The 20,226-nt window shown below is 69.9% G+C and carries 17 protein-coding genes and 1 tRNA gene; 14 read left to right on the forward strand and 4 right to left on the reverse strand.

Annotation, left to right across the window (positions count from 1 at the left end; translation table 11 throughout):
- The first annotated feature begins 145 nt into the window (after window positions 1-145).
- The 3 genes from obgE to C1746_RS11560 all read left to right on the forward strand — a co-directional run bounded on the left by obgE (window position 146) and on the right by C1746_RS11560 (window position 4,218).
- Complete coding sequence (gene obgE / locus C1746_RS11550) at window positions 146-1,573, forward strand: GTPase ObgE (protein WP_116714721.1); 1,428 nt, start codon at window positions 146-148, stop codon at window positions 1,571-1,573.
- Window positions 1,570-2,712: a glutamate 5-kinase gene (gene proB, locus C1746_RS11555; RefSeq protein WP_240598894.1), complete on the forward strand. Its 1,143-nt coding sequence runs from the start codon at window positions 1,570-1,572 to the stop codon at window positions 2,710-2,712. The genes obgE and proB overlap by 4 nt, the downstream gene beginning before the upstream one ends.
- Window positions 2,713-2,829: 117 nt before the next feature.
- Window positions 2,830-4,218: a S8 family serine peptidase gene (locus C1746_RS11560; RefSeq protein WP_162867656.1), complete on the forward strand. Its 1,389-nt coding sequence runs from the start codon at window positions 2,830-2,832 to the stop codon at window positions 4,216-4,218.
- A gap of 155 nt (window positions 4,219-4,373) precedes the next feature.
- Here the strand turns inward: C1746_RS11560 and C1746_RS11565 are convergent, their stop codons facing one another.
- Complete coding sequence (locus C1746_RS11565; protein WP_162867657.1) at window positions 4,374-4,874, reverse strand: hypothetical protein; 501 nt, start codon at window positions 4,872-4,874, stop codon at window positions 4,374-4,376.
- A gap of 111 nt (window positions 4,875-4,985) precedes the next feature.
- Between C1746_RS11565 and C1746_RS11570 the strand changes: the two genes are divergently transcribed.
- From C1746_RS11570 to C1746_RS11595, 6 genes are all read left to right on the forward strand, one after another.
- Window positions 4,986-5,927: an AAA family ATPase gene (locus C1746_RS11570; RefSeq protein WP_116714724.1), complete on the forward strand. Its 942-nt coding sequence runs from the start codon at window positions 4,986-4,988 to the stop codon at window positions 5,925-5,927.
- Between the two features lie 15 nt (window positions 5,928-5,942).
- A complete protein-coding gene (locus C1746_RS11575) occupies window positions 5,943-7,349 on the forward strand; it encodes a vWA domain-containing protein (RefSeq protein WP_116714725.1) in 1,407 nt (468 codons plus the stop codon).
- 69 nt (window positions 7,350-7,418) lie between these two features.
- A complete protein-coding gene (gene nadD, locus C1746_RS11580; RefSeq protein WP_116714726.1) occupies window positions 7,419-8,057 on the forward strand; it encodes a nicotinate-nucleotide adenylyltransferase in 639 nt (212 codons plus the stop codon).
- On the forward strand, window positions 8,050-10,290 hold the full coding sequence (locus tag C1746_RS11585) for an LCP family protein (RefSeq protein ID WP_116714727.1): 2,241 nt from the start codon (window positions 8,050-8,052) through the stop codon (window positions 10,288-10,290). The genes nadD and C1746_RS11585 overlap by 8 nt, the downstream gene beginning before the upstream one ends.
- A 99-nt stretch (window positions 10,291-10,389) precedes the next feature.
- The gene (gene rsfS, locus C1746_RS11590) at window positions 10,390-10,737 is read left to right on the forward strand and encodes a ribosome silencing factor (protein ID WP_276309991.1); all 348 of its coding nucleotides are present in this window, start codon (window positions 10,390-10,392) and stop codon (window positions 10,735-10,737) included.
- Window positions 10,738-10,755: 18 nt separating this feature from the next.
- Window positions 10,756-10,828, forward strand: a tRNA-Ala gene (locus C1746_RS11595).
- Window positions 10,829-10,991: 163 nt separating this feature from the next.
- Here the strand turns inward: C1746_RS11595 and C1746_RS11600 are convergent.
- A complete protein-coding gene (locus tag C1746_RS11600) occupies window positions 10,992-12,689 on the reverse strand; it encodes an alpha-amylase family glycosyl hydrolase (RefSeq protein WP_162867658.1) in 1,698 nt (565 codons plus the stop codon).
- Between the two features lie 47 nt (window positions 12,690-12,736).
- Between C1746_RS11600 and C1746_RS11605 the strand changes: the two genes are divergently transcribed.
- The 3 genes from C1746_RS11605 to C1746_RS11615 all read left to right on the forward strand — a co-directional run bounded on the left by C1746_RS11605 (window position 12,737) and on the right by C1746_RS11615 (window position 16,510).
- On the forward strand, window positions 12,737-13,288 hold the full coding sequence (locus C1746_RS11605) for a helix-hairpin-helix domain-containing protein (protein ID WP_116714730.1): 552 nt from the start codon (window positions 12,737-12,739) through the stop codon (window positions 13,286-13,288).
- Between the two features lie 376 nt (window positions 13,289-13,664).
- Window positions 13,665-14,099: a ComEA family DNA-binding protein gene (locus tag C1746_RS22050; RefSeq protein ID WP_162867659.1), complete on the forward strand. Its 435-nt coding sequence runs from the start codon at window positions 13,665-13,667 to the stop codon at window positions 14,097-14,099.
- Entirely contained in the window at window positions 14,096-16,510 is a 2,415-nt protein-coding gene (locus C1746_RS11615; RefSeq protein ID WP_116714732.1) for a ComEC/Rec2 family competence protein, read from the forward strand. The genes C1746_RS22050 and C1746_RS11615 overlap by 4 nt, the downstream gene beginning before the upstream one ends.
- Window positions 16,511-16,517: 7 nt before the next feature.
- Here the strand turns inward: C1746_RS11615 and C1746_RS11620 are convergent, their stop codons facing one another.
- Window positions 16,518-16,991 carry an aminoacyl-tRNA deacylase gene (locus C1746_RS11620; protein ID WP_116714733.1) on the reverse strand — a complete coding sequence of 158 codons (474 nt, stop codon included), beginning with the start codon at window positions 16,989-16,991 and terminating at the stop codon, window positions 16,518-16,520.
- On the reverse strand, window positions 16,988-17,644 hold the full coding sequence (locus C1746_RS11625; protein WP_116714734.1) for a cysteine hydrolase family protein: 657 nt from the start codon (window positions 17,642-17,644) through the stop codon (window positions 16,988-16,990). The genes C1746_RS11620 and C1746_RS11625 overlap by 4 nt, the downstream gene beginning before the upstream one ends.
- 73 nt (window positions 17,645-17,717) lie before the next feature.
- Between C1746_RS11625 and holA the strand changes: the two genes are divergently transcribed.
- Window positions 17,718-18,704 (forward strand): DNA polymerase III subunit delta, encoded by a 987-nt coding sequence (gene holA, locus C1746_RS11630; RefSeq protein ID WP_116714735.1) that lies wholly within the window; start codon window positions 17,718-17,720, stop codon window positions 18,702-18,704.
- A gap of 3 nt (window positions 18,705-18,707) precedes the next feature.
- Window positions 18,708-20,141, forward strand: coding sequence for a phytoene desaturase family protein (locus C1746_RS11635; protein ID WP_116714736.1), 1,434 nt, complete (start codon window positions 18,708-18,710; stop codon window positions 20,139-20,141).
- The last annotated feature ends 85 nt before the right edge of the window (window positions 20,142-20,226 follow it).

The raw sequence follows: 20,226 nt of genomic DNA on the forward strand, positions 1-20,226 counted from the left end.
GAGACGTTGGCTGACACGGTTCTACCGGCGTCAGCGACCAGCTAGCCGCCGCGCTCGCCGACTGACCCTGGTGGAGGACCATTCCAGTTCTCCACCAGGGCCTGGCCACCTCCTGCCCCAACCGAACCACTACTGTGGCCCGGTCATGTTCACCGACCTCGTCAAGATCAACGCGCGCGGCGGCAACGGCGGCGATGGGGTCACGTCGTTCCGCCGGCAGCCGTATGAGCCCAAGGGGCCACCGGAGGGCGGTGGTGGCGGAGACGGAGGCGACGTCATCGTCCGGGCCGATGCCCAGCTCGCGACCCTCATCGACCTGCACTACCGGCCGCACCGAACGGCCGAGAGTGGCACCAACGGCTCCGGGGACCTGCGGCATGGCGCGAAGGGCGAAGACGAGATCGTGCTCGTGCCGGTCGGCACCGTCGTCACGGAGGCCGACACCGAGGAGGTCCTGGCCGACCTCGTCCGTGACGGACAGGAGGTGATCGTCGCCGCCGGCGGGCGTGGGGGTCGGGGCAACGCCGCCTTCCGCACGCGGGAACGCCGCGCGCCGGCCTTCCACGAGTACGGCGCGAAGGGTGAGGAGGTCTGGATCACCCTCGAACTCAAGCTGATGGCCGACGTGGCCCTGGTCGGCTTCCCGAACGGAGGCAAGTCTTCGCTGATCGCCCGGCTGTCCGCGGCCCGTCCCAAGATCGCGGACTACCCGTTCACCACGCTCACGCCGAACCTCGGCGTGGTCACGGCCGGGGACACCGACTTCGTCGTCGCAGACGTGCCCGGTCTGATCGAGGGAGCCGCGGATGGCAAGGGTCTGGGCCACGAGTTCCTGCGCCACGTTGAGCGGGCCGGCGCGCTGGTGCACGTCCTCGACTGCGCCTCCGGCTACGCCGCCGAGGCCGGTAGCCACCGCCGCTACGAGCAGCGGAACCCGGCAGAGGACCTGCAGGTGACGCTGGCCGAGCTGCGGACCTACATGCCCGAGCTCATCGACCGGCCTGCCCTGGTCTGGCTGAACAAGGCCGATGCCGATCCCGACATGGCCGAGCTCATCCGACCCGAGCTGGAGGCTGACGGGTGGGAGGTCCTCGCCGGCTCGGCCGTGACGGGTGCGGGAGTCGACACGCTCAAGTGGCGGCTGGCCGACCTGGTCAAGCAGGCGCGGAGTGAACGAGCAGACCCCGGCCACCCGGAGCCGACGGCGCGTCCGGTGCTCCGGCCACGCCAACAGAGCGACCAGCGCGACTTCCACGTCGAGAAGGTCGGCCTCGGGGGCGGCGAGTACGGCTGGCGAGTGCACGGCGACCGCCTCGAACGGTGGATCCACCAGCTCGACCTCAGCAACGATGATGCCGTCAGCTATCTCCAAGGACGGCTGTCACGTGCCGGTGTCGAGGCGGCGCTGGCCGAGGCCGGCGCCCAACCAGGTGACGATGTCGAGATCGGCGGCAGCGTCTTCGTGTTCAAGCCGGAGGAGTGGGACGACCCCGACTCGGGCTTCTACGACGACGAGCTCGACCTGCCCGTCGAAGCCGCGGGGCCACACGAGTGGACCGAGGAGGTGGAGTGACCTCGCCCGCTCAGGAGCCGGTGGCCGCCACGCGCTTCCCCCGACCCGACCGGGTGGTCATCAAGGTCGGGTCCTCCTCGTTGACGGCTGCCGACGGGGGGCTGGACGGTGGGCTGATCAGCACTCTCTGCGATCAGATCGCCGACATCATCGAGGCGGGTGTGCAGGTCGTCCTGGTCTCCTCCGGCGCTGTTGCTGCGGGGCTCCGTCCGCTGGGTCTGGCGGCACGGCCGACGGATCTCGGTCGCCAGCAGGCGGCAGCGAGTGTCGGGCAGGGGGCGTTGATCCAGGCCTACACGGCAGCCTTCGACACCAGGTCTCTCGCGTGCGGCCAGGTGCTGCTGACGCCTGACGATGTCATCGACCGGCAGCGCTACCTCAATGCTCGTACGACCTTCACCGAGTTGCTGGCCTACGGGGCCGTGCCCGTCGTGAACGAGAACGACACCGTCGTCACGGATGAGTTGCGCTTCGGGGACAACGATCGCTTGGCGGCGCTGGTCGCGTCCATGCTGGGGGCCGGCTTGCTCCTGCTGCTCAGCGACGTGGACGGACTCCATGACGGGTCACCGTCGTCGGGAGCGCCCGTTCTGGACCGGGTCGATGCGCTGCACGACCTGGACGAGCGGCACTACGGGGCCTCGACCAGTGGCGTCGGGACCGGTGGGATGGCCAGCAAGCTGGAGGCGGCCCGGATCGCCACGTTCTCAGCTGCGAACTGCGTGATCGCCCGGGCCCACCGGCCCGACGTGGTCACCCAGGTGCTCTCCGGTGAGCAGGTCGGTACCTGGTTCCCTCCGGCGGACAAGCGGCCGGAGTCGCGTCGGCTCTGGGAGGTGTTCGCCCACCGGCCGACCGGTCGCCTCCACCTCGATGCCGGCGCTGTGACCGCAATTCGCCGGGGCGGGGCGTCGCTGCTCGCCATCGGGGTGACCGGCTGCGATGGTGCGTTCGCCCGGGGAGACGCGGTCGATCTCGTCGGCCCCGACGGCGTGGCGGTCGCCAGGGGTGTCACGGCCTTCGACGCCGACGATGTCGCCGCGGTCGTGGGACGCTCCAGCGGTGCGGTGCGCGAGGCGCTGGGAGCGGCCTCGGCGAAGCCTCTCGTGCACCGCGACCACCTCGTCGTCACGGTCTGACGGGCCCCTGGGCGGGGTCGGAACACGTGCCGCACCACCCGGGAAGCGACACAGCAACTCCGCTTCGCGGCCGGCCGGCCACGGCGCCAGGAGTCCGGCCCTGCGATCCTGGGACGCGTGCGTTCCGCCAGGCAGCCGAGACGGCGGGGGAGTGTCCCCCGACGGGGTTTCGCCGCCGCGTTCGCTGGCCTGTTGCTCATCGCGGCCGTACCCAACGACCCCCTCGTCGAGCAGCAGGCCCACCTGGAGGTCATCCGTGCCTTCGACGCGTGGAACAACCAGCAGGGCGCTGGCGCCGTGGTCGCTGTGCTCGACACCGGCGTCGACCTGGAGCATCCCGACTTGGACGGCCGCCTGGTGCCGGGTGTCGACCTGGTCGATCCCGGAACCGAACCGGATGACCCACAGGGCCATGGGACCATCGTGGCGGGCATCGTCGCCGCCAACGCCGACAACGGTCAGGGGACGGCGGGTGTTGCGCCGGAGGCCAGCATCATGCCGATCCGGGTCCTCGACGCCGAGGGTCGCGGTGACAGCCAGATCGTGGCCGACGGCATCCGCTACGCCATAACCCAGGAGGTCGAGATCATCAACCTCTCGCTGGCAGAGGTCCAGCAGGAGGGGCTGATCGGCCTCAGCCTGGTCCAGAACGCCGAGGTGCGCCAGGCCATCTCCGAGGCCGACGCCGCCGGCATCCTGGTCGTGGCAGCTGCCGGGAACGCCGGGCGGTCGTCAACGCCCTACGCCTCGGACTCGCCCGTGCTCGTGGTCGGTGCGACGACCGGAGCCGACGATCGTGTCTGGATCGACTCCAACGTCGACGACCGAACGATCTTCGCACCGGGCGTCGACATCTACTCCACCTGGGAGGACGGCCGCTACGCCCGCGGTGACGGCACCTCGTTCGCCACCCCCATCGTGGCGGGCGGTGCCGCGGTGTTGATGGGTGCGGGTGCCGACTCGGTGACCACCCGCCAGCTGTTGGTGGACAACGCCGTCGACATCGGGATCGGCTTGGGTCGGATCGATCTGGCCGCCGCCGTCCAGGCGTTCGAGGTCGCTGCGCCGGTGGCGCCTGCGCCAGCCTCAACCGGAGTGGCCACGCCAGACGTCGCCGTGGCTGCCTCCCCGCGGCCCGAGCCGACCGGATCCTCCACCGCACCTGACGTGGGCCTGGAGGTCGTCCAAGAGGTACCCGCCGTGCCACAGGCCACGCCGGTGCCCGAGCCGACGTCGGTCGTGACGGAGGCGCCCCCCGATATCGCGACGGTCACGACACCGACGGCCAGCCCAGCCACGACAGCCGAGACCGAGCCGACCTCCGGCCCAACACCAGCCGATGCGGCTGAGCCTCTCGCGGGCAACGCCGATCTCCGGATTGGCGAGGGCAGTGGCGGCATGAGCGTCCGGACCGCGGCAACGGTCGCCGGGATCGTGCTGGGTGCCGATGTCATCCTGCTCGGCGTCCTGCTCGGCCGCCGCCGGAGGGACACGCCGACGGCCTAGTTCGTGCTGGCTCTGACATGGTGGGTGGGCTTCCCCCCGCTGAGGCGCGCAAACTCCACCCACCCGTCCTCAGCGCGCCATGGTGGGTGGGCTTCCCCCCGCTGAGGCGCGCGAAGTCCACCCACTCGTCGACCAGCCGCCGACGTGGACCGCCGCTACTCCTCGGGTTCGTCAGCTCCCGGGAAGCGAGGCGGACGACGCCCGGACCACGCCCCGTCGTCGGCCACCTGCAGCACCATCTGGGTGATCATCTCCGGGGTGACCTCCAGCAGCCGCCACACCTCGATGGCCGTGCCGATGTCAGAGGTCCAGCGGGCCAGCACCTCGTCGTCGTCCCGGTCGACCTCGACGTACAACTCCCGCTTCGGCGACATCTGACGGGTCTTCATCCGTGCCAGGTACTCCTCGCCCGACGCCGACCAGCCCGTTCGGACGATGAAGCTGTCCGGCTTGCTGGCCTTGAGCTGCTCGGCCACGACCTGCAGGTGGGCAGACAGTTCGGCGTGCCGATCGCGCTTGGCCTGGTCGAGCGCGGCGTCTCGCTGGGCCTCCTCCTCACGGACGCGGTCCATCTCGGCTTCGGCCTGCTCCCGTTCGGCGGCCAGTTTCTGATTGCGGGAGAGACGCTGCTGCAGTGCGTCGGAGAAATCGCTCATCACCGCCACTGTAGGTCGGCCGGTGACCACCCTCTGGCGCCTGCTGCTGGCCGCGGCTGGAGACCGCCGCCCATGTGAGCAACACACCCCCGACCTAAACTGACCCGGGTCATGTTCGTGCCGGCCGATCCGGCCCCCAGTCAAAGGCCTCCTGTGTCATCCGACAACCACTCCGGGGAGTTCACGGGCCTGCCTGACACCGAGGCCCGCCTCGAAGCCGTCGGCTACCTCCCGTCGACCTCGATCGCGACCACCACCTATCTCGCGGACCGGCTGGCCAAGCCGGTGCTGGTCGAGGGGCCCGCCGGAGTTGGCAAGACCGAGTTGGCCAAGGCCGTCGCCGCAGCCAAGAACGCCCGGCTGGTTCGACTGCAGTGCTACGAAGGTCTGGACGAGGCGAAGGCGCTGTATGAGTGGAACTACTCCAAGCAGCTGCTCCGCATCCAGGCAGCGCAGGGCAGCGATCGGGTCTGGGAGCAGACCCACGAGGACATCTTCAGCCGCGAGTTCCTGCTGACCCGCCCGCTGCTGGAGGCCATCAGCGTGGACACGCCAACCGTCCTGCTGATCGACGAGATCGACAAGGTCGACTTCGAGTTCGAGGCCCTGCTGCTCGAGATCCTCTCCGACTTCCAGGTCACCATCCCCGAGTTGGGCACCGTGGCGGCGGTCCACCAGCCCTATGTGGTCCTGACGTCGAACTCGACCCGGGAGCTGTCCGAGGCCCTCAAGCGCCGCTGCCTCTTCCTCCACATCGACTACCCGGAGGTCGAGCGCGAGAAGGCCATCGTCATGGCCAAGGTCCCGGAGGTGCCGGAGGCACTGGCCGACCAGCTCGTCCGCGTGGTCCGCAGCCTGCGGAACCTCGAGCTGAAGAAGAGCCCGTCCATCTCAGAGAGCCTGGACTGGGCCCGCACGCTCATGGCCCTGGGCTATGACTCCCTGAACAGCGAGGTGGCCATATCGACGCTGAACGTCGTGCTGAAGTACCAGGCCGACCTGGACAAGGCGATCAAGCACCTCGACGTCCCGCCGGACCCCTCACTGAACTAGCACCACACTGACCCGATGCCGCAGATCACACCGCCCGATCCGACTCTCCAGGGGTTGCAGGCGCGGCTGCTCGACTTCCACCACGCGCTGCGCGATGCCGGTGTCGGGGTTGCGATCAGCGACGGCATGGACGCCATGCGAGCGACCACGCACATCGACCTGCTGGACCGCGAGGTCTTCCGTGAGGCGCTGGCTGCAACGCTCACCTCGGCACCCAGCCACCGGGTGGCCTTCGACACGCTCTTCGACATCTACTTCCCGCGGACGCACGCGTTGCCGGGGGAGGAGGAGGCCCCCGCCGGCACCCCCGGGGCCCCGGACGGGCCGCCGCTGGAGCCGATGGCGTTCCTCTCTGATCTGATCGCCCAGCTCATGGAGGGTGATGACGCCGCTCTTCGCCGCATGGCCCAGGAGGCCGTTGGCCAGTTCGGGCGGGTGGAGAACGCCGACGGGTCCAACTCCTACTTCGCCTACCGGGTCTATCGGCACTTCAACCTGCGCGGGTTGCTCCGTCGGCTCCTGCAGGAAGCGGGGATCGAGGATCAGGACGACCTGGTTTCGCGGCTGGCGGCGGACGAGTTCGAAGCCCGCCTGCGCCGCTTCCGGGAAGAGATCGATGCAGAGATCCGCCGTCGCCAGGTCGAGTCCCGCGGCGCCGAGGCCATCGCCAGACGCGCGGTTCGCCCCCTGCCCGAGGACGTCGACTTCTTCTCCATCACCGCCGACGAGCAGGCCCACATGCGCCGTGCCGTACGGCCCCTGGCCCGGAAGCTCGCGACGCGGCTGGCCGTCAAGCGCAAGCGGGCGAGGGACGGGACGTTCGACATCCGCCGGACGTTGCGGAGGTCGCTGGGCACCGGCGGCGTGCCCATCGACCCGGCGTTCAAGTCCAGGAAGATCCACCGTCCCGAGCTGATCCTGATCTGTGACGTGTCGGGGTCGGTGGCGGCGTTCGCCAAGTTCACCCTCATGTTCACCCACGCCCTGCAGGGCCAGTTCAGCAAGGTGCGGTCGTTCGCCTTCATCGACACCGTCGACGAGGTCACACATCTGTTCGAGGACGGCGACTTCGGTCGGGGGATGGCTCGGATGACCGATGAGGCGGACCTCGTCTGGCTGGACGGCCACTCGGACTACGGTCACGCCTTCGAGGTCTTCGCCCAGCGGTACGCGACCGCGGTGACGGCCCGCTCGACCGTGCTCGTCCTGGGCGACGCGCGGAACAACTATCGGGCCGCGAACGTCTGGGCGCTGAAGGAGATCGCGACCAAGGCCAAGCGCACGTTCTGGCTGAATCCCGAGCCCGCGCTGCAGTGGGACTCGGGCGACTCGATCGCCCGCGACTACGCAGCTGTCTGCGACCAGATGGTGGAGTGCCGCAACTTGGGGCAGTTGGCCGAGTTCGTCGAGCAGATCGCGTGACCTGATGAGGCTGACGGGACGAACCGCCTGGTGTGATCTGACCTGCTTCGCCCCTAGACTCTGATCTCTATGGCCCGCCGGCTCGGCATCATGGGCGGCACCTTCGACCCGATCCATATGGGGCATCTGGTGGCCGCCGAGACGGCGCGCGTGGATGTCGGCCTGGACGAGGTCGTCTTCGTGCCCGCAGGTGATCCGTGGCAGAAGACGGACCGGGATGTCTCCCCAGCCGAGCAGCGCTATCTGATGACCGTGCTGGCAACGGCGGCCAACCCGGCCTTCAGCGTCAGCCGGCTCGAGGTCGACCGGGACGGCCCGACCTACACCGTCGACACGCTTCGAGCAGTCCGGGACGAGCGCCCCGGTACCACGCTGTTCTTCATCACCGGGGCCGATGCGATACTGAACATCCTGACCTGGAAGGACGCGGAGGAGGCCCTCCAGTTGGCGACGTTCGTCGCCGCCACCCGTCCTGGCCATGACCTGTCCTCTTTGGAGCGGCAGGGGCTCCGGGAGCACGTCACGGTGCTCGACATCCCGGCCCTCGCCATCTCCTCGAGCGACATCAGGGCGCGCTTCGCTGCGGATGCTGCCGTGCGCTACCTGATCCCGGACTCCGTCGAGCAGTTCGCCAGGAAGCACGCCCTGTACGCAGCGGCGGCGGCGCGACCCGGCGAGCACCTGCAGGAGGTGGCCGTCGGTGGCTAGCGACGACACCGAGGAGCTCGAACCGATCCAGCTGGGCCCGCAGGGGCGAGCCACCGTGCAGCAGCGCGTCGCCGAACGCGAAGCCTCGACCGTGGACACCGGGCCGCTGCCGACTCGGACGGCCCGGCGAACCGCGGCCACGGCAGCCGGCAAGCCAGAGCCACTGCCCAGGCGAACGCCTCCCCAGCGCCCCCCGCGACGACCGGGACAGCCCGCCGCGGCGAAGCGGCGCCCGGCTACAGGTCAGCCGACGGCCGGCGCCCGACCCGCCGCCCGCTCAGCGCCGTCGGAGGACATCGACACCCCACCGCGTCGTCGCCATCAGGAGTCATCCACGGTCGCGCCGCAGCCTCGCGAGGACGAAGGCCGTCGGCAGCCCCGCACGCGACAGCGTCGCAGCGGTCGTCGCACGGCCTACGTCGCCAAGCAGCGCCGCAGGTCGCGCTTCTCGCTCCGCAGCCTCTTCCGTCGACGACGGCCGCCTGAACGACGGCAACGGCCGGCGACGTCGCCCCCGAGCCGCACGCCGCAGAAGCAGGAGGAGGCCGCCGGACAGCGTCAGCGGACGACATCGCCGCAGCACGGCGATGGACCGACGCAGGCGTCCAGACGGACGGCGGACCCCACTCGTGTCCGGCCTGCCGATGGTCGCCGCTCAGACCGTGGCGGCACGCCACGACCAGCGGGAGGGCAGCAGCGCAGACCGACGCCGACGACGCGACAATCGAATCGGCGCGGAACCCGTCCGGCCGAAGGTGCGACACCACAGCCCGCCACACGTCAGCCAGGACGTGGGCGGCCTGCTGAACGGCGGCCCGAACGGCGGGAGGGTCCCCGGCAGCGAGCGGCTGGTCAGCGGCGTCAGGACGGACCGGGGACCGGTCGCGCCCTCCTCGACGATCCAGACATCCGGCCGGGTGAGGTCGAGCCGTCCGAGGTCGAGGACAGCCCGACGCCGCGCCCGGCCGTCCGTGAGGCGTTGCGAGACGTCGGAGCCCGTCTCGCGGCCGCCGTCCGGCGCCTCCTCCGCAGCCTCGGCTACACCCTGATCGCGGTCGGGTTGGCCAGTCTGGTCATCGTCGGGCTCGTCGCCCTGTTGACCGACGTCGAAGCCGACCCCGAGGCGGCCGAGTCCGAGGCCGCTGCCGCGCCCGTCATCGAGCAGACCGTCATCGCACTCATCAGGACCGAGGACGGCACCCCAGGGGCGGCCGGCCTGACCCTGCTGGCGTCCGGAGCCGATGGCAGCGCGAGCGCCACGTTCATCCCCACGACCACCCTCGCCGAGGTGCCAGGCGTCGGCTTGGACCGCATCGGCCTGGCACAGCAGTACGGCGGGGCGGATCTCGCCGCGGCGACCATCGAGAACGCGATCGGGATCCAGATCGACGGGACGGTCACGGTCGACCGCAACGACCTCGGTTCACTGCTGCAGCGGGCCGGGGGAGCGGAGATCGAGATCCCCAGCCGGCTGGTCGCGCGAGCTGCCGACGGGACCGGAACCGTTGCGTTCGAGTCGGGCACGCAGTTCCTGAACGGTCTCCGTCTGGCCGAGTACTGGGCGTTCGAACAGCGTGGTGAGAGCGAGCTCGACACCTTCCCCCGCCAGCAGCGAGCCCTGGAGGCAAGCCTGGCAGCGCTGGCTGAGGACGACCTGGTGGAGGAGCTCTTCAGCACCACTCCGCGCGAGCTCAGCACCCGGCTGGACTCAGCCGTCCTGCGCACCGTGATCGAGACCGCGGCGGTCGCGGCTCGTGAGAACCGACTGGCCGTGCAGTTGCTGCCCGTCGAGCCCTTCGGGTCCACCGACGAGACCTTCGGGGCCAGCTATCAGATCCGGGAGGACGAGGTCGCCGACCTGGTGGCCACCCACTTCGCCGGAGCCGTCCCCGACGGTGCCGGTGACGGACCTGTCGCGATCCAGGTGCTCAACGGCGTCGGGGTTCCTGGGATCGGCCAGCAGGTCGACGGGCGCCTGCGAGGGCTTGATCTCCGGATCGTCCGGACCGAGAACGCCCGGACCTTCGACTTCACCGAGACCCAGATCGTCGTCTACGACGAGGATCCGGAGCTGATGGCGACGGCCCGCCAGGTGCGCGAGTCTCTGGGCGTCGGTACGATCTTGATCAGTCGGCAGCCCCAAAGCGTGGTCGATCTGACCGTTGTTGTCGGGGATGACTTCCTGGGAAGTCCTGCCGCCCCGACTGATCTTCAGCCGGGCCCGCAATCCTGATAGGCCCTGATCGCTGACCGACAGCCAAGGACGAAGACGCTGATCACAGAGCACGCCCCCACCACGACCATCGACCTGGACACCATCCGCGAGCAGGTCCTGACCGGAGCGGCGGCTGCGAGCAGCAAGAACGCGACAGACGTGGCGATCCTCGATGTCGGGCCGCTGCTCGGCATCACGGACTTCTTCCTGCTCATGTCCGCCAGCAACGAGCGACAGTTGTCTGCGGCCGTCGACGAGGTCGAGGCGAAGCTGCTGGAGACCCATGGTCGCAAGCCGCTGGGGCGGGAGGGGACGGCCGAGGCCGGCTGGCTGGTTCGGGACTTCGGGGACTTCGTCCTCCATGCGTTCACGACCGAGCAGCGTGAACTCTACGGGCTGGAGCGGCTCTGGGCGGACGCGCCACGGACCCCCTTCGCGGACCCGGCCATCGCCGTGGAAGGCTGATACACTCCGCGGCTCTCTGGGGCTGTAGCTCAATTGGTAGAGTGCTTCGATGGCATCGAAGAGGTCAGGGGTTCGATTCCCCTCAGCTCCACGCTTCCCCCGGTCCGCTCGGGGGCGTTCAAGGCCACGTAGGCCAAGCTGATTCTGTTGGTCGTTCAAGTCGGTGGGTGGGGCCGGTCTGGTCACATCGTGGGGAAGGTTGCCATGGCTTGGGGACGGTTGGCTTGGGGAAGGTTGCCTCGGCGTGGGGAGGGTTACGGTCCGGCGAGCCAGACGCAGGTGTTCCCTGGGACCATCACGGTCTGGTCTGACGACTCTTCGGAGGGGGAGGGGTCGAGCGCCGAGGAGAGGACCGTCCGTCGTCCAGCCACCATCCCCTCCTCAAGCGTCATGGACTCCTCGCCCATGTTGAGCACGACCACCAGCCCGCCCCGCTCGAACGCCACCGTGTCTCCACCCGCCTCCACCCACCTGAAGACCCCCGACCGCACATCCGGGCTGGCGCGCCGAACCTCCAGAGCACGACGGTAGGCCTGGTGCACCGGCCCGTCGGCCTCCGCGCTGAACTGGCCCCACCCGTCCGGCTGCGGCAACCACGGATCGTCGGATCCGGCAGGGGAGAAGCCATGGGAACCCTCCGCCGAGACGGTCCACGGCAGCGGCACACGGCACCCGTCACGACCTCGACGTTCCCCGTCGGTCGAGAGGAAGACGGGGTCCTCGCGGACGTCGTCCGGCAGGTCGAGCACCTCCGGCAGCCCCAACTCCTCACCCATGTAGAGATACACCGAACCTGGCAGCGCAAGGATCATCATCGCGGCCGCCGTGGCTCGGTGCTGCCCCAAGCCGACGTCCACATGGCCGTCGCGGTAGACCAGATTGCCCTGGGTGATGTCCCTGTCCGCCGTCGCGTCTGCACGGCCGAACCGCGTTACCGACCGCTCCGCATCGTGGTTGTTCAGCGTCCACGCCGGCGCAAGTCCGCGGGGCAGCAGCAGGTCGAGGACCGCCGTGATCGCGTCCCGGTACGCGCCTGCCTGCCACGGTGAGAGCAGCAGGTCGAAGTAGAAGCTCTGGTGGAACTCGCTCGGGCTGACGTAGGTGGCGAAGACATCTGGCCGCTCGGGCGTGTACGCCTCGGCGATGAGGAAGACATCCCGTTCGGGGTGCTGCAGGTTGTAGTCATCAACGGTGCGACGCCACCGCTCCCACGCCCGGTGGCCGTCCTCGTGGTACAGGAACAAGGGGTCGGGCCGGCCCCACTCCGGGGGCTCGTCGCTATCTGGCAGTCCGTCCACCTTCCCGAGCACCGTGACGGCATCCGCTCGGAAGCCCTCGACTCCCCGGTCGAACCAGAAGCCGAGCATCTCGTCGAAGTGGTCGGCCACCTCGGGGTTGTTCCAGTTGAAGTCCGGTTGGTGCGGGGTGAAGACCCCCAGATACCACTGCCCCGGTGACCCATCCGGCTCGAGGACCCGGGTCCAGGCCGACCCCCCGAAGATTGCCTGCCAGTTGTTCGGTGGCTCGCTCCCGTCGGGACCCCGGCCATCGCGGAACCAGAAGCGCTCCCGCTCGGCCGACCCCCGCCCCGCCTCGACGGCGGCCACGAACCACGGGTGCTCGGATGAACAGTGGTTGGGCACGACGTCCATCACGATCCGGATGCCGCGAGCAGCGGCATCCGCGACCAGTCGGTCGAATTCCTCGAGGTCGCCGTAGTCGGGCTCGATGCCGAAGTAGTCCGCCACGTCGTAGCCATGATCGCGTTGGGGGGATGGGTAGCAGGGGTTCAGCCAGATCGCGTCGACCCCGAGCTCGGCGATGTGGTCGAGTCGGTGACGGATGCCGGCCAGATCACCCTTGCCGTCACCGTCGTCGTCGGCGAAGGACCGGACGTACAACTGGTAGATGACGGCGGTGGCCCACCAGTTGTCGGGCAGGGAGGTCGGCATGGGCGACATTTGACCACGCTCCGGACTCGTGGAGTACGGTTCTGCCGATGCGAAATCGTCTGCTCAAGCTGTTGCTCCTCGCCGTGGCTGCTGCCGGAGGTGTCGTGTTCTGGCAGCGGAAGAACGAGACGCCGCCGCTGGACCCTGCCGGCGGTCGGCACCTGCGTCCCTCGGAACCGTTCATGGACCCCGCCAGCGAATCCGAGACGGGCACGGCTGCGATGGAGGAGCCAGAATCCCTGGCCGACGACGCCTCCGAGACCGCGGCAGACGGCCCCGCTCCCCGGCAGAGCATCCGACCGGCTGAGCTCGACACCGACGAGTTGCCGACGGTCAGCGAGGGCGGTCAGAAGCCACTGCCGCAGCCGCCCCACCGACCCTTCAGCTCTGCCCCGGATGGACCAGCTGACGACCTGAAGCAGATCAGTGGAGTCGGTCCCAAGCTCGAGGAGACCCTGAACGAGGAGGGCATCACCACCTTCGCCCAGCTGGCGGCCCTGGACGACGCCGAGGTCGACGCGTTGCAGGAACGGATCGGCGGAGTGGCCGGCCGGATCCGGCGCGAGGAGTGGGTGGCACAGGCCAAGAAGCTCCTGTAGCGCCACGACCGGGGTTGTCCACAGCCCTGCCCGGATTCTTCTCGGGAGCTCCGCTCGGTTCGGCACTCTCCTATAGGTGTCAGAACCGCTCGACAGAACTCGCTCGCGCCTGAGCGAGCTTGGCGTCACTGTTCCCGAAGTGGCGGCCGTCTTGGTGTTGCTGTTGGGTGCCGTGGTGCTCACGCTCGTCGTGGGCGGCCGACCTGGGCCAGAAGCGGTCGAGTTGTCGGGGGCGCCTGAGACAACCACGCCAGTTAACCCCACGACGACCACGGAATCTCCGGGTGGGGCCGCGGGGGGTCACTCGCTGGCACCGGCGCCGCCAGCCGCACAGCCGAGCCCGAGCGGGGTCCGGCCCGCGCCGGTTGTGGTGTACGTGTCTGGCCAGGTGGTCAACCCCGGGCTCGTCCACCTGACGGAGGGGGCACGCGTCGACGACGCCATCGCGGCCGCTGGCGGTCCGACCAGCCGTGCCGACCTGGCGGAGCTCAACCTCGCCCGCGTCATGTCCGACGGCGAGCAGATCCACGTCCCCGAACCGGGGGAGGAGCCCCCGCGCGAGGCCGGTCCGTCAACCACGGACGGCAGTGGCCCGTCAGGGACGCCGGAGGCGATGCCGCTGGACCTCAACCGGGCCGACCCAGCAGAGCTCGAGGCGCTGCCGGGCATCGGACCGGTGACGGCCGGTCGAATCGTCGCGCATCGCGAGCAGATCGGTGGGTTCGTGGATGTCACCCAACTCCTGGAGGTGCCAGGAATCGGCCCCGCACGACTGGCCGAGCTGCAACGTGTCGTCCGGATCGGGCCGTGAACCAGGCCGTCGCCGCCACGACTCTGGCAGCGGCCTGGCTGGGGTCACTCGCCGGACTGCGACTGGGTCGGGCACTCACCGTCGAGAGCGGCCGGCGTCTGCTCGTCGCCACGGCGTGGTTCGCCGTGCTGACCCTGGTCATCGTGTTGGTGGGGGCGGTGCGCCGCGGTCGGGCGCCGGCGGAGGAGCCAATCCGCAGCGGGGAGTCGGGCAGGTCGGTGGGTCGCCGCTTCAGCCGGATCGCCCTGCTGGCGTTGGCGGTGGGTGCCGTGGCGACGGCGGGTGCTGCCGTCCGAACGGCGTGGGTGGTTGGAGGACCTGCGGTGCGCGTGGCCACCAGTGGTGGCGAGCATGGCGTCACCGTTCGGGCCGAACTGCTCGTGGTCGGCGACCCGATCGGGGGGGCATCGAGGGACCACCGCGTCCCGGCCCGCCTGGTCTGGCTCGAGCCGGTCCAGGCCCGCCCGCACCTCGGCCTACGGCCACACGATGCCCGGGTCGCGACGCGGGAACGGGTGCTGATGGCCTCCTCAGCGGGGCTCGGGGACGTGGAGGTCGGCCACCGGCTGGTGATCACCGGACTCCTCCGGGAACCGGACCCGGGGTCGCGCGCGTGGCTGCGCAGCCTGGGCATCGGAACGGAACTCGACGTCGTCGAGGCGCGAGTGCGTGGCGACCCGACCATCCTGTGGCGCGGGGCCAACCACGTCCGACGACGCACTGCGGAAGCTGCGCACGCAGCCCTCTCGCCGGCCCCGGCCTCGCTGCTGACCGGACTCACGACGGGGGAGCTGCGTGGCCAGCCGGAGACCGTCGCGAGCAACGTCGACCGCAGTGGCCTGCGCCATCTGGTTGCGGTCTCGGGCTCCAATGTCGCCCTCGTTGTCGGCGCCGTTGCTGCCGTCATCCTCGGCCTGGGCGGCAGTCGTCGGCTGGCCTGGTGGGCTTGCCTCGCCGCGGTCTGGTGGCTGGTGCTGGTCGTGCGGGCGGAGCCGAGTGTCGTCCGTGCCGCGCTCATGGCCACCCTCGTCCTGGTCGCCCTGATCGTCGGACGGGCGCGTGATCCGGTGAACGTCCTCGCCGTGGCCGGGACGGTGGCCTTGCTGGTCGACCCGCTCCTCGCCGGCCGGCTGGGCTTTGCGCTGTCCATGACCGCCACCGGCGGCGTTCTGATCATCGGCACCCGTGTCGCCGAGTGGTTGCCGGAGGTCATCCCGCGGTCGGTCGGCCTGCTGATCGGGGCCACGGTCGGCGCCCAGACGGCCGTTGCGCCGCTGCTCCTCGCCATCGGCTCGTCACTGCATCCGGCTGCGCTCTTCGCCAACCTGATCGCGGTCCCGGCAGCGGCGGTCGGCGGCCTGGTCGGTGGCGGCGTGGCCGTGGTCGCCTCGGTCGACATCGGCGCCGGTCGCGTGGTCGCGCACGCTGCTCGCCCGGCCCTCTGGCTCGTGCTGTGGGCGGCCGAGTGGTTCGCCTCTCCCGCCGGCCGGGAGATGTCGGTCATGCTCGTCGCGGGCGTGATGGTTGCGACCGGCGTGGTGCGGGTTCGTCGGGTGATCGGACGCCGAGACCACTCGGCCACGGCAGGTCGCGGCGCGATGCACCTCGGGGCGCTCGCCACGGCGACCGTTGTGGTGGTCGTCGCGGCCGCACTCCCGCTGCGCGGATCCGGTCTTCCGTCGCAGCCCGTCCTGGTGGCTCTCGACGTCGGACAGGGCGATGCCATCCTGCTGGGTGACCCGGAGGCGGGCTGGATGCTGGTCGACGGCGGAGCGGAGGAGGCCCGTGTGGTCGACCTGCTCCGACGACGCGGGGTGGCCCGGCTGTCGCGGGTCGTGGCCACGCACGCCGACTCCGACCACGTCGGCGGGCTGCCCGCGGTGTTGGACGCCATGCCGGTCGGCAGCCTGACCGTCGGGCCCAGAGCGGAGGACGCGGACCGTCTCCTCGCCGCCGCGACAGAACACGAGGTGCCCGTCCACCGCGTCCACGCCTCGGATGTCTTCACCCATGGGCGCTTCGGCGTCGAGGTGCTCTCACCGCCAGCGACGGGGCTCGGCACGCAACGAAACGACAACTCGCTGGTGCTCCGCATCGACGGCGACGCTGGGACCCCTGCGGTGCTGTTGCCCGGGGATGCTGAGGTGGTGGCTCAGCAGGTGCTCCTCGACCGGGTCGAACCCGATGTCCTGGACGTCGACGTCATGGTCGTCCCCCATCACGGCGGTAACACGTCAGACCCGGCATTCCTTGCCGCCACCTCGCCCGACGTCGCGATCATCAGCGCCGGTCGCGACAACTCGTTCGGGCACCCACATCCGGCTGTGCTCGCCCAACTCAGCCGCGCAGAGGTTCGGCGCACCGATCAGGACGGAGACATCGTCGTGCCGCTGGGACCTCAAGAGCAGTGACGAAGCGTTACGACGCTTCTGACTCGGTCACGTCCACGACTGAGGCGCCCACGGCGCTGATGAACGCATCGGTCCGGACGATCAGCGAGACGCCGGGAGAGCCCGATCCGATGGCGATCTGCGCGTGATCCGCGGCAACGCGATCGATGAGCACGGGCAGTTCCTGTGCCGCACCCAGCACGGTCACGGTCCCGGGCGCGTAGCCGGTCACGGCCTCGACCTCATCGCGTCTGGTCATCGACGCCCGCTTCACCCCGAGCTCGTGCCGCAGCTTCGCCCATGCCATCCGGCGGCCGCCCGAGACCACGACGAACACGTAGCTGTCCTCGGCCTGTCGCACGACCAATGTCTTGCAGAGCGTTCCCGTCGGGACGCCGAGCTTCGCCTCGTGTTCTTCCATGGAACTCGAGGGGCCGACGTCCGTGACCTCGACCGGCAGACCGAGATCCGCCGCCGCCCGGACGCCGGGCACATCCGTCACGAACGGGAAGGGGTGGCCAGATGCGACAGGGCCGCCTCGGCCGTCATGACCCCGTTGGTCGTGAGGGAGAGGTTGGCCAACGACGCGTCATGGGTGGCTTCGTCGGCCGCGGCCACACAGTCGCTGATCACGTGGGCCATGAAGCCCAGATCGGTTGCATGTCGAGCTGTCTGTTCGACCGTCAGGTTGGTGGCGACACCGGTGATCAGCAGGGTGTCGACCCCACGCCGTCGAAGACGTTCCGGGAGGTCCGTCTCGGCCAGGCCGGACAGCCGCTGGTTGTCGCTCACGACGTCATCGGGCCTCACACCGATGCCATCGACCAGTGCCGCTCCCCAGCTGTCGGGGCGAAACGACTCCGCGGCGTCATCGACCATCCGCATGAAGTCCGTGTTCCGCACCAGACCACCGCCGTCCGACGGAATGGTGAAGCGCGTGAACACGATCGGGACGCCGAGGTCGCGGGCCGCATCGTGAAACGCGCGACTGCGCTCCACGACGCCGGACGACGCCACGGGTTCGGCCAACATCGGACCAAACACGCCGTCTGGGTGAATGACGTTGTGCTGCCAGTGAAGGGCCATCACGGTGGTCGAGGTCGGGGTCACAGATGAGTCTCCTTGGTGGGTCGGGCCGGCCTCATGGTCGATCATCCCGACGGATCTGTCGACATCGGGGCACAGCTGCTGGTGATGTCGTCGTGCCTGCCTACACTGCCCAGAACCGATGCCCCGTCCCCCCGCCTACCTCTTCACCGGTCCGGAACATCTTCTGGTTCGGCGGGCTGCCGACCAGTTGCTGGCAGAATTGCAGGACGAGGCTGGTGGCGAGTTGGACGTCACCGAAGTTCGCGGTAGCGACCTCGGCGAGGACAACCTGCCCGACCTCCGAACGGCTTCCCTGTTCGCGGTTCCGCGTGCCTACGTCGTCCGTGACGCCCAGCTGTTGCCGAAGGTGGCGGGACGGGCGCTGCAGCGGGAGATCGAGAACGGCACCGCGTCGGCGACCATCGTCCTGCTGTCCTCGGGGACCAAACCCATCCTGGGGCTGGCCAAGGCGGTCAAGGCCGTCGGCGGCCGGGTGGACACCGCCCCCCCGAAGGAGTGGGAGGAGTCCGCCTGGCGGCGCCTGGTCCTCGACGAGTTCCGGCGGCTCGGCCGGACGGCGGACGAGGGCGCGGTCGACGCGATCCTCGATGCCGCGGGCCTGAGCGTGAACGGGATCGCCGAGAAGGCGGCCCAAGCCGCCACGACCGGACCGCCCGATCACCCCATCACCCGCGAGGCGGTGGAGAGGGTCGTGGTGGGGCACGGCTCCCGCGGCGGCTTCGCCGTCGCCGACGCCATGTGTGCCCGCCAGCCCGCAGAGGCGCTCACCCTGCTGCGCGGCTGCTTGGAAGCCGGCGATCATCCGGTGATGATCCTGGGGGCACTCACCTACAAGATGCGCCAACTCATCGCCGTCGCTGCCGGGCTTCCGGGCAAGGAGGTGGGCCTCAGCCTCTCACGCCCCCAGATCCAACGGCTGCAGTCGGTCCGCAGCCGGTTCGGGCCGGGGGAGCTGACCGCGGCCATGCAGCACCTCGCCGCCTGTGACCTCGAGATCAAGTCCGGTGATCTCGACGCTGAGCTCGCGATCGAGCGGGCGGTTCTCGGCGTCGCCAGCACCGATCACCTGCCGGTTCCGGATCCCGACCGCGCCATCCTCCGCTGAGCCGTGCGCGCCATCGTGGTCGGATCGGGCCCCAACGGGCTTGCCGCGGCGATCACGTTGGCGGAGGCCGGCTGTGACGTCACCGTCCTCGAAGCGGCCGCCGAGCCGGGCGGGGCCACCCGGTCCGCCCCGCTGGTCGGGCCGGGCTACATCAACGACCTGGGCAGCGCGATCCATCCGCTGGCGAAGGCGTCACCGTTCTTCTCACGACTCGACCTGGCAGCCCACGGGCTTACCTGGATCACCCCTCCGGCCGCCGTTGGTCATGCCCTCGATGACGGCCGAGCGGCCGTCGCCTGGAACGACCTCGATCGCACGGCCGCGGGACTGGGTCGGGATGGGCCGGCCTACCGCAAGCTGGCCCGCCCCCTGATCGACGGGTACGACCGGTTGCTGGACCTCATCTTCACCCCGCCCCTCCGGATACCACCACATCCGGTCTTCACTGCCCAGTTCGGCCTCAAGGCCATGCTCCCGGCGCAGGTCCTCGCCCCCCGGGTCTTTGCCGATGAGGCTGCTCGAGCCCTGTTCGCCGGTCACGCGGCACACGCGGTCATGCCGCTGAACCGACCCTTCACGGCCGCCTTCGGACTGCTGTTCAGCGCCATGCCCCATGTCGCTGGGTGGCCGTTTCCCCGGGGCGGCGCCGGTGCGCTGGCCACCGCGCTGGTCAGCGTTCTGGAGGGGCTTGGCGGTCGCGTCCTCACGAACTCCCCGGTCCGCTCGATGGCTGACGTGTCCGATGCCGACACGGTCATCTTCGACCTGACGCCGGTGCAGGTCCTTCGGATCACCGGCACCCACTTCCCACCGCGATACCGGGCAGCACTGGCCCGATTCCGCTACGGCACCGCCGTGTTCAAGCTGGACTACGCCCTGTCGGATCCGATCCCCTGGACCAACCCGGATCTGGGACAGGCAGGCACCGTGCACGTCGGCGGGTCCCTGGAGGAGGTGGCAGCGTCCGAGGCGGCTGCAGGCCGGGGCCAACACGCGGAGCGGCCGTTCTTGATCCTCGCCCAGCACACACCGTTCGATCCCACACGCGCTCCGGCGGGCAAGCACACCTGCTGGGTCTACTGCCACGTCCCCAACGGCTCGACGGTGGACATGACCACCGCCATCGAAGACCAGATCGAGCGCTTCGCCCCCGGCTTCAAGGACACCATCATCACGCGACACGCCACCAACACGGTCGCCATGGAGGCGTGGAACAGCAACCTCGTCGGCGGCGACATCGGCGGTGGAGCCATGACCGGACGGCAGCTGGTGGCCCGACCCCGACTGCAGCGCTCCCCCTACACGACGCCCGACCCGCGGCTGTTCATCGGGTCCTCATCGGCCTGGCCCGGGGGTGGGGTTCACGGCATGGCCGGGCATCAGGCCGCGCTCGTCGCCCTCGACCGAGGGTTGCGGTCCCTCGGTCGGCTCGGCTAGGGAACCGACGGCCGGGCCGGGCGCTGAGATTGCGTCGACGGGCCGGAGATCCCTAGAGTGACGGCTCGCAAGACAGTCATGCCAA

It is taken from the genome of Euzebya tangerina, assembly GCF_003074135.1.
GTDB classification, from domain to species: domain Bacteria; phylum Actinomycetota; class Nitriliruptoria; order Euzebyales; family Euzebyaceae; genus Euzebya; species Euzebya tangerina.

What these genes read in the sequence shown, in the direction of transcription:
- obgE (WP_116714721.1), top strand. Translation starts at nt 146, where the DNA reads ATGTTCACCGACCTCGTCAAGATCAACGCGCGCGGCGGCAACGGCGGC.
- nadD (WP_116714726.1), top strand. Translation starts at nt 7,419, where the DNA reads ATGGCCCGCCGGCTCGGCATCATGGGCGGCACCTTCGACCCGATCCAT.
- C1746_RS11625 (WP_116714734.1), bottom strand. Translation starts at nt 17,644, where the DNA reads ATGATCGACCATGAGGCCGGCCCGACCCACCAAGGAGACTCATCTGTG.
- C1746_RS11605 (WP_116714730.1), top strand. Translation starts at nt 12,737, where the DNA reads ATGCGAAATCGTCTGCTCAAGCTGTTGCTCCTCGCCGTGGCTGCTGCC.
- C1746_RS11600 (WP_162867658.1), bottom strand. Translation starts at nt 12,689, where the DNA reads ATGCCGACCTCCCTGCCCGACAACTGGTGGGCCACCGCCGTCATCTAC.
- holA (WP_116714735.1), top strand. Translation starts at nt 17,718, where the DNA reads ATGCCCCGTCCCCCCGCCTACCTCTTCACCGGTCCGGAACATCTTCTG.
- C1746_RS11570 (WP_116714724.1), top strand. Translation starts at nt 4,986, where the DNA reads ATGTTCGTGCCGGCCGATCCGGCCCCCAGTCAAAGGCCTCCTGTGTCA.
- C1746_RS11565 (WP_162867657.1), bottom strand. Translation starts at nt 4,874, where the DNA reads ATGAGCGATTTCTCCGACGCACTGCAGCAGCGTCTCTCCCGCAATCAG.
- C1746_RS11575 (WP_116714725.1), top strand. Translation starts at nt 5,943, where the DNA reads ATGCCGCAGATCACACCGCCCGATCCGACTCTCCAGGGGTTGCAGGCG.